The sequence below is a fragment of the Arthrobacter sp. 05L45_2 genome, assembly GCF_056397525.1.
The window spans coordinates 1-2000 of sequence record NZ_JBFTNO010000319.1; the positions used below are offsets into that span (position 1 = coordinate 1).

Below are 2000 nucleotides of genomic sequence, written 5' to 3' on the forward strand. Positions count from 1 at the left end.
CGTCTGGGTAGCCGCGAAGGCTTCGAGGTTCTTGTCCACGAATTCGGGCGGGACCACCGTGCCGGAGGCCGTGTCCACCTTTTCGGAGGCCACGGCGCCGAAGCCGGTGGCCAGCGAGTTGCGGAGTTTTTCGAACTTGTTCGCGTCGACCGTGGACATGGCGTAGAGGACGATGAAGAGGCACATCAGCACGGTGACCATGTCCATGTAGGAGGCCATCCAGCGTTCGTCGACGTGATGCGCTTCGGGTTTCTTGCGGGGCCGCCGCCGTCCGCTCACGCGGCCGAGTCCATCGGTTCCGGCTGGCCGTCCCCGCTGGGAGTCTTGCGGCGGCTGTCGGCGCTCTTGAGCTGGTGCTCGGGGACCATGGACCGGAGCCGTTCGGCCAGGAGCAGGGGCTGGGCGCCGGACTGGACGGCCAGCATGCCCTCCATCAGGAGCGTCATGCGTTCGATGTCCAGTTCGGAGAGGCGGGCCATACGCGAACTGAAGGGCAGCCAGATGAAGTTGGCGGAGAGCAGGCCCCACAGGGTGGCAACGAACGCGGCGGCGATCATGTGTCCCAGCTCGTCCGGCTTCGACAGGTTTTCGAGGACGTGGGTCAGGGAGACAACGGTGCCGACGATGCCGACCGTGGGGGCGTAGCCGCCGAGGCTGGCGAAGAACTTTGAGGAGGCGTGGTCGCTGCGGGATTTCGTGTCGATCTCGTCCTCCATCTGCATCCGGAGGTCCTCGGCGTCGGTGCCGTCGGCGATGTTCTGCAGGGCGCGGGCCAGGAACGGATCCTTGACGCTCGCCGCCTCCTCCTCGAGGGAGAGCAGGCCCTCCGCGCGGGCTTTCTCCGCGAAGCGGACCATCTGGTCGATGCTTTCCTGCGGCTTGGCCGTTTTCCCCATGAACATTGCCGGCACGGATTTGAACGCCTGAATGACGTCCCTGAGGGTGTTGCCGGCCATCCCGATGGCCAACGTGGCGCCGAAGACCAGGATGAGCGGTCCGGGCAGCAGCAGGGCGGTGATGCTGCCGCCTTCAACCAGCACCATCGCGATGACGGAACCAAATGCGAGGAGTAGTCCAATGATTGTTGCGGGATCCATGGCTTACTTCCTTGGTGGTTCAGGTGCGGACGAGTCGTCCGGGCCGGCAGACGGGACCAGGCTGAGGGGGTACCCCGTGACCGCGGGAAAATCCCGCGCCTTGCTCAGGACGTAGGCGCGGTAGTCGGCAATCAGCTCCACCACCTCGGCGAGGCTTTCGAGCACCACGTAGGCGGCGCCGTCGAGCGTGACCAGGTGGGTGTCCGGGCTCTCGTGGATCCGTTCAATCAGGTCCGGATTGACCGCGAAGCGCGTTCCGTTGAGGCGAGTGACAACGATCATGGGCCGATTCTGCTCTGTGGACTGCCTGGCTGTGCGGCCAAGCGGAGGGATGGGGTGTTCTACCCTTACTGTCGGCCGCCAGCGCGCTTTCGTTAGGCACCGCCCCGCACCGGCCCCTCCCCCTGGCTCACCCCGCCCTCTCCCCCGGCCCTTCCCCTGGTTGCGCTATCACTTTTGGCTGCTCTCCCCCGGTCTTGCCAGCCAAAACTGATAGCGCAACTGAGAGGTGTGGATAACCTCAGCGGCCCGGGGGCGTTTGCCGCCACAATGATCCGCATGCGCTCTCCCGCACCGTTGCCCTCCGCCCTGTCCGCCGCGCCGTTCACACTGCATGAGGCCCGTGCGGCCAATCTGAGCCGGGCCCGCCTCCGCGCCTCCGACCTCGCTCCGGGCGGCCGCCTGGTCTACCTCCCGGGAGCCTGGGAGTTTGAGCTGCGAGATCTGGCCCGGGCGCTCTCAGCCGCGACGCCCGGCAGCTGGATTTCGCACCTGAGCGCCGCAGTTATTTACGGGCTGTGGCTGCCGCCGTGGCTGAGCGGGTGCCGGGAGCTGCACCTGAGCAAACCGAAGGCACTTCCCCCGGTCAGGCGCAAAGGCGTGGTGGGACACACCGTGCTGGCC

3 protein-coding genes and 1 pseudogene are annotated in these 2000 nt (G+C 66.5%); 1 reads left to right on the forward strand and 3 read right to left on the reverse strand.

Annotation, left to right across the window (positions count from 1 at the left end; translation table 11 throughout):
- From AC1DHD_RS15955 to AC1DHD_RS15965, 3 genes are all read right to left on the reverse strand, one after another.
- Window positions 1–279, reverse strand: a 279-nt coding sequence (locus AC1DHD_RS15955; RefSeq protein WP_476880646.1) for a flagellar motor protein MotB, incomplete at its 3' end; no start/stop codon positions are given.
- On the reverse strand, window positions 276–1097 hold the full coding sequence (locus AC1DHD_RS15960) for a motility protein A (RefSeq protein ID WP_476880647.1): 822 nt from the start codon (window positions 1095–1097) through the stop codon (window positions 276–278). The genes AC1DHD_RS15955 and AC1DHD_RS15960, both read right to left, overlap by 4 nt.
- A 3-nt stretch (window positions 1098–1100) precedes the next feature.
- Window positions 1101–1379 (reverse strand): flagellar FlbD family protein, encoded by a 279-nt coding sequence (locus AC1DHD_RS15965; RefSeq protein WP_476880648.1) that lies wholly within the window; start codon window positions 1377–1379, stop codon window positions 1101–1103.
- A 276-nt stretch (window positions 1380–1655) separates the two neighbouring features.
- Here AC1DHD_RS15965 and AC1DHD_RS15970 point away from each other — a divergent pair.
- Window positions 1656–2000: pseudogene (locus tag AC1DHD_RS15970) on the forward strand (hypothetical protein); the annotation flags it as partial.